Raw genomic sequence first — 6,836 nt, 5'->3', positions numbered from 1 at the left:
GCGAAGGCGGTGCCAGTTATGCCATCACCAGCACCTCAGACGTGGAAATCACCTCGGCCACCCAGTTCTCTGTCACCCTGACCGGGCAAGATCAAACCCACATTAATGGGTTGTTGAATAAAAACGGCACCAGTTCGGACGATGCAACCACGTTTAATTTAGCGGCGGCGGACAACTGGATGGCCGGCGCAGCAGCCAATGACGACATTGCGGATACCACAGGCAATGGCGTCACCGTAAGTAATGTCACCGCGCCTGCCGTTACTTCGGCCACCTACGATGCCACCACCGGGGTGTTGGTCGTCACCGGCACCCACTTCAGCAGCCTCTCTGGGGCGGCCAATGATGTAGACATATCGACCATGACGCTGACGGGTGAGGCTGGTAACACTTACACCCTCACCAGTGCAACGGATGTGGACATCAGTTCTGCCACCCAAGTGTCTGTCACCTTGAGCGGTGCAGACAAAACCCACGTGGATGGGTTGCTGAACAAGAACGGTACCAGCTCCGACGATGCCACCACGTTCAACTTAGCCGTTGCCGATGACTGGATGGCGGGCGCAGCGTCCACCACCGACATCGCCGACGCGACCAATGGCGTAACCGTCTCGAACGTGACCGTACCGACCATTACCTCTGCCACTTATGATGGCACCTCCGGTACCTTAGTCGTCACGGGCACCAACTTACGCAACCTGAGCGGTGCGACCAACGACGTTGACCTCTCTAAACTGACGCTGTCGGGTCAGGGCGCAGGCACGTACACATTAACCAGCGATGCCATCGAAATCACGGATGCCACCTCGTTCACGCTCGTGTTGAATGCAACGGACCAGTCAAACCTTGCCGTGTTACTGAATAAAAACGGCACCAGTGCCGTAGACAGTACCGTCTATAACTTAAGTGCGGCAGACAACTGGATGCCAGGGGCAGCGGCCACCACCGACCTCTCTGACACCACCGGAAATGCCATTACGGTTGCGAACGCCGCCAAGCCTACTGTGATTCTGAGCGCGAACACCAACACCGTTGCGGAAGCGGCGGGCACCTCCGTCATCAGAGCGACGCTTTCCGCTGCAAGCAGTGTGGATGTGGTCGTGAATCTGGCTTACTCAGGCACCGCGACTAACGTGGCGGATTACTCAACAACGGGCAACAGCATCACGATCTCCTCCGGTTCTTTGACCGGCAACGTGACCCTGCAAGCGGTTCAGGATGCGGCGGTCGAAAGCAATGAAACCATCATTGTGGACATCGACAGCATCACCGGTAATACCGCCACAGAAGCCACCACCCAACAACAAACCGTGACCATCACCGACGACGACACGGCCACCGTGACTCTATCCGCAAGCGCCAGCACCATCGCCGAAGCGGCGGGCACCAGCACCTTGACGGCGACACTGGATCAGGCCACCTTTGAAAATGTAACGGTCAGCTTGGGGTATTCCGGTACGGCCACCAATGGCACCGACTACGTCACACCAGCGGGCAGCATCACCATTGCCGCAGGTCAAACCACCGGCACCACCACGTTGACAGCAGCGGCTGACAGCGTCGTAGAAGCGGGTGAAACCATCATCGTTGATGTGACCAACGTCAGTGGCGGCAGTGCCAGCGAAAGTGGTATTCAACAACAAACCGTAACCATCACCGACGACGACACGGCGACGGTGACCTTAACAGCGAGTGCAAATACCATTGCAGAAGCGGCGGGCACCAGCACCCTGACGGCGACCTTGGATCAGGCCACCTTCGAAAACGTGACCGTCAGCTTGGGCTACTCCGGCACCGCCACCAGTGGCACTGACTACGTCACACCAGCAGGCAGCATCACCATTACTGCAGGCCAAACCACCGGCACCACCACGTTGACGGCCACCGCCGACAGCAATGTGGAAGCGGGCGAAACCATCATCGTCGATGTCACCAACGTCAGTGGCGGCTCGGCCAGTGAAAACGGTACCCAACAACAAACGGTGACTATCACCGACGACGACACAGCGACGGTGACCTTGTCTGCAAGCGCAGCCAGCATCGCCGAAGCGGCGGGCACCAGCACCCTGACGGCGACCTTGGACAGCGCCACCTTCGAAAACGTGACCGTCAGCCTCGGCTACTCCGGTACCGCCACCAGTGGCACCGACTACGTGACGCCGGCGGGCAGCATTACCATCACCGCAGGCCAGACCACCGGCACCGCAACATTGACGGCCACCGCCGACAGCAATGTGGAAGCGGGCGAAACCATCATTGTCGATGTCACCAACGTCAGTGGCGGCAGTGCCAGTGAAAGTGGTATTCAACAACAAACGGTAACCATCACCGACGACGACACCGCGACGGTAACTTTAACCGCAAGTGCAAATACCATCGCCGAAGCGGCGGGCACCAGCACTCTTACAGCGACCTTGGACAGCGCCACCTTCGAAAACGTGACGGTCAGCTTGGGGTATTCCGGCACCGCCACCAGTGGCACCGACTACGCTACGCCAGCAGGCAGCATCACCATACCCGCAGGCCAGACCACCGGCACCACCACCCTGACAGCAACGGCTGACAGCGTCGTGGAGGCGGGCGAAACCATCATTGTCGATGTCACCAACGTCAGTGGTGGCAGTGCCAGTGAAAGTGGTATTCAACAACAAACGGTAACCATCACCGACGACGACACCGCGACGGTAACTTTAACCGCAAGCGCAAATACCATTGCAGAAGCGGCGGGTTCCAGCGTTCTTACAGCGACCTTGGATCAAGCCACCTTTGAAAACGTGACCGTCAGTTTGGGCTACTCAGGTACGGCCACCAGTGGCACCGACTACGCTACGCCAGCCGGCAGCATCACCATTGCTGCAGGCCAAACCACCGGCACCACCACGTTGACGGCCACCGCCGACAGCAATGTGGAAGCAGGCGAAACCATCATCGTTGATGTCACCAACGTCAGTGGCGGCTCGGCCAGTGAAAGTGGTATTCAACAACAAACCGTGACCATCACCGACGACGACACCGCGACGGTCACTTTAACTGCAAGCGCAAATACCATCGCCGAAGCGGCGGGCACCAGCACTCTGACTGCGACACTGGATCAGGCCACCTTCGAAAACGTGACGGTCAGCCTCGGCTACTCCGGTACCGCCACCAGTGGCACCGACTACGTCACACCAGCAGGCAGCATCACTATTACTGCAGGTCAAACGACAGGAACTGCAATACTGACGGCGATTCAGGACTCGTCGGAAGAAAGTGATGAAACCATCATTGTGGATGTGACGGGCGTCAGCGGCGGCAGTGCCAATGAAAGTGGTACTCAGCAACAAACGGTGAGCATCACCAACGACGATAATGAAACCACCGCAGACTCCGCGACGGTTGATGAAGACAGCAGTATCCAGGTGGATGTACTGAGCAATGATGTCGGTAACGGATCTGCACTGAACCCAGCGAGCGTCGCTATCGTGGCTTCGGCCTCGAACGGTACAACCAGCATCAATACGGCAAACGGTGTGATCACTTATACGCCAGCGGCTAACTTTAATGGTTCTGATGCGTTTTCTTACACGGTGAGCGATGTTCAGGGGAATGCGTCCGCCAGTACGGCGGTTAACGTAACGGTCACGGCCGTCAATGACTCGCCGGTCGCGGTGGCTGATACCGCCACCGTCGCAGAAGACGGGTCGGTGGTAATTGATGTCGTGGCTAATGACACAGACATTGACGGTGCTAATGAAGTCAACAGTGCAAGCCTGGCCATTTCAGCGCAACCAACAAACGGCAGTGTGGTGGTTGCAAACAGTCAAGTGACTTACACACCGTCATTAAATTATTTTGGCAGTGACTCCTTTGAATACACCGTCAGTGATAACAGTGGCGCGGTTTCGAATGCTGCGACCGTGACCGTGAATGTATCGGGCTCTAATGACGCACCGACCGTTGTGGATGACACGGTTCAAACGGAAGAGGATACCGCCATTTCAATTGCGGTGTTGAGCAACGATTCGGACGTGGATGGCACCCTTGATGTGTCCACCGTTACCGTTGTGGTTGGTCCGACCAATGGCTCGGTTACCGCTCAGAGCGATGGTTCATTCTCTTATACGCCAGCCGCCGACTTTAATGGCTCCGACTCCTTCACTTATACCGTGAAGGACGATCAGGATGCGGTCTCTTCACAAGCCACAGTGTCTATTACGGTGAACAGCGTCAATGATGCGCCGGTTGCTGCCAATGATGTGGCGGTGTTGTTGGAGGATTCCAGCCTGGACATCAATGTGGCAGGCAATGACTCCGATGTGGACAGCACATTAAACCTTTCATCTTTGAATGTTGCAGCGCAGCCAGCGCAAGGTACGGTGACCTTGGTGAATAACATGTTCCGTTATACGCCGGCTCAGAACTTTGATGGCAATGATCAATTTACTTATACCATTAATGATGCCGATGGCAGCACATCAAACATTGCTACGGTCGCCATTACGGTTCAATCCGTCAACGATGCACCATTGGCGAATGATGACACGGTCACAACGGATGAAGATACTCCGATCGATATCTCCATTCTCGCGAATGACCAGGACATTGACGGAACGTTAGATGCAACCAGTATTGTCATTGGCCAGCCTGCCAACGGCAGTGTTGAGCTGAACAATGGCGTGGCTACTTATACCCCGGCAGATAACTTTAATGGTTCGGATCAATTCACGTACACCGTCAATGATGACTCGGGTGAGGCATCCAACAGTGCGACGGTGATGGTGACGGTGACCAGCGTCAATGATCTGCCTGTGATCAGTGGTTCGCCAGCAAGCAGTGTGCTTGAGGGTGCAGCGTATGCCTTCACGCCAACGCTGTCCGACATCGAAGGCGATACCTTATCGGTGTCTGCTTCCAATCTACCAGCCTGGCTGACTTTGAACTCAGAGACGGGTGAACTGTCCGGTGCTCCGGTGGTCGGTGATGCCGGTGTGTACGATAACATCGTATTGCAGGTCAGTGATGGCCAGGGCACAACCAACTTCACCGCATTTGCGATTGAAGTGATCGGCGATAACGATACCGATGGCCTGGCAAACTCCGAAGACCTGGACGATGACAACGATGGCATGTCGGATGAATTTGAAATTGCCAATGGCTTCAATGTGTTCGACCCGTCGGATGCGACACAAGATGCGGATAACGATGGTCTCTCGAATCTGAATGAGCAAAATGCAGGCAGTAACCCGCTGGCCGATGATCAGGCACCGGAAATCACCGGTGTTGAAACCTTGAACATTAATGCCACGGGTCTGTTGACACCGGTGACCGGGTTGGTGACCCCAACGTCCGTGGATGCTTTAGACGGCGAGGTCAGTGTGAGTTTGGTGGGCGGTGCGCCAGCCAACTTAGCGCCAGGCTCGCATCAGGTGACTTGGTTTGCGGTGGACGCGGCCGGTAACAGAGCGGAGCAGGTGCAGCAAATCCATGTGCACCCTCTGATTTCTCTGGGTAAAGATCAGGTGGTCGGCGAAGGCGTGAACGGCAGAGTACGGGTGTTGCTCAATGGTTTGGCTCCGAGCTATCCGTTGACGGTGGCCTACGAGGTGGGCGGTTCTGCGGATAACACGGATCATAACTTACAGTCCGGTGAGGTCGTGTTTGAACAAGGTGAGTTGACGAAGAACATTCCGTTTGCAACGACAGAAGATGACAACGTTGAAGTGACTGAACACATCCTTGTCTCTTTGACCGGTGACGCAAACTTTGGTGCCAAGAAGACACACACCATCACGGTGGTGGAAGAAAATGTGGCGCCGCAGGTTGAGCTTGCTATTACCCAGGGTGGGGTGGTGCAACTCATTGTGGAGCAGTCTTCCGGGGCAGTGAACTTCTCTGTTCAAATCAACGACCCGAACCCGAATGATCAACATACCGTTGAATGGTTGTTTACGGGCGGTGTGACCACCGATGAAGTGAGCGATACCCAGCGACAATTGAACCCAGCGGATGTTGAGCCGGGCGTTTACCGAGCGACAGTGACCGTCACTGATAATGGATTACCACCCATCAGTAACGAACTGTCTATTTCCTATCGGGTGGTGACAAGTTTACCTGCACTGAGTGCAACCCAAGACTCCGATGGTGATGGCATCAGTGACAGTGACGAAGGCTGGTTGGATGATGATCAGGATGGACAGCCCAATTATCTTGACGTCTCATCGCAGTCAAATGTACTGAATGAAGTGGCGGAAGATGGATTTACCTTCCTTATTGAAACCGAACCCGGACTGAAAATGGTGTTGGGTGAACGCGCTCTGTCTAATGACGGCCGAGGCGCTAAGGTTGAACCGGAGACCTTGTCTGGTGCGCTCCAGATTCCTGCGGATGAAGTTGAAAATATCAGTGGTTACTTTGACTTTGTGGTGAACGACCTTCCGGTCATTGGTCAAAGCGTCAATATTGTCATTCCTCAACGGATGGCCATTGCTGAAAATGTGGTGTACCGCAAGTTTGATGGCGTTTGGTTCACGTTTGTGGAAGACGCGAATAACTCGCTAATGTCCGCACCGGGTGAGCAGGGCGCTTGTCCACCACCGGAGTCCGATGAGTATCGTCCTGGACTGAACGCCGGAGACTGGTGTGTTCAATTGACCATTGAAGACGGTGGCCCTAATGACGCAGATGGCATGGCAAACGGCAGTGTCATTGATCCGGGAGGGGTTGGCAGTCTCGTTAATACGTCGGTGAAAAGCTCCGGCAGTGGAGGAGGAAGTTTTGGATTGGGATGGATCGTTATGATGATAAGTATGGTGATGGCTCAATATGCACGTCAAATCACGCACGTGGGGCGTAGGGGG

At 55.3% G+C, this 6,836-nt stretch carries 1 protein-coding gene; it reads left to right on the top strand.

All coding sequences use genetic code 11. The features are described 5' to 3' along the window. Positions 1-6,836, top strand: a 6,836-nt coding sequence (locus ABD744_RS19325) for a beta strand repeat-containing protein (RefSeq protein WP_344800224.1), incomplete at both ends; no start/stop codon positions are given.

Source organism: Litoribacillus peritrichatus, assembly GCF_039537985.1.
Taxonomy (GTDB): Bacteria; Pseudomonadota; Gammaproteobacteria; order Pseudomonadales; family Litoribrevibacteraceae; genus Litoribacillus; species Litoribacillus peritrichatus.
Note: the sequence above shows the minus strand (reverse complement) of the source record. Positions and strands in the feature narration are given on the sequence as shown.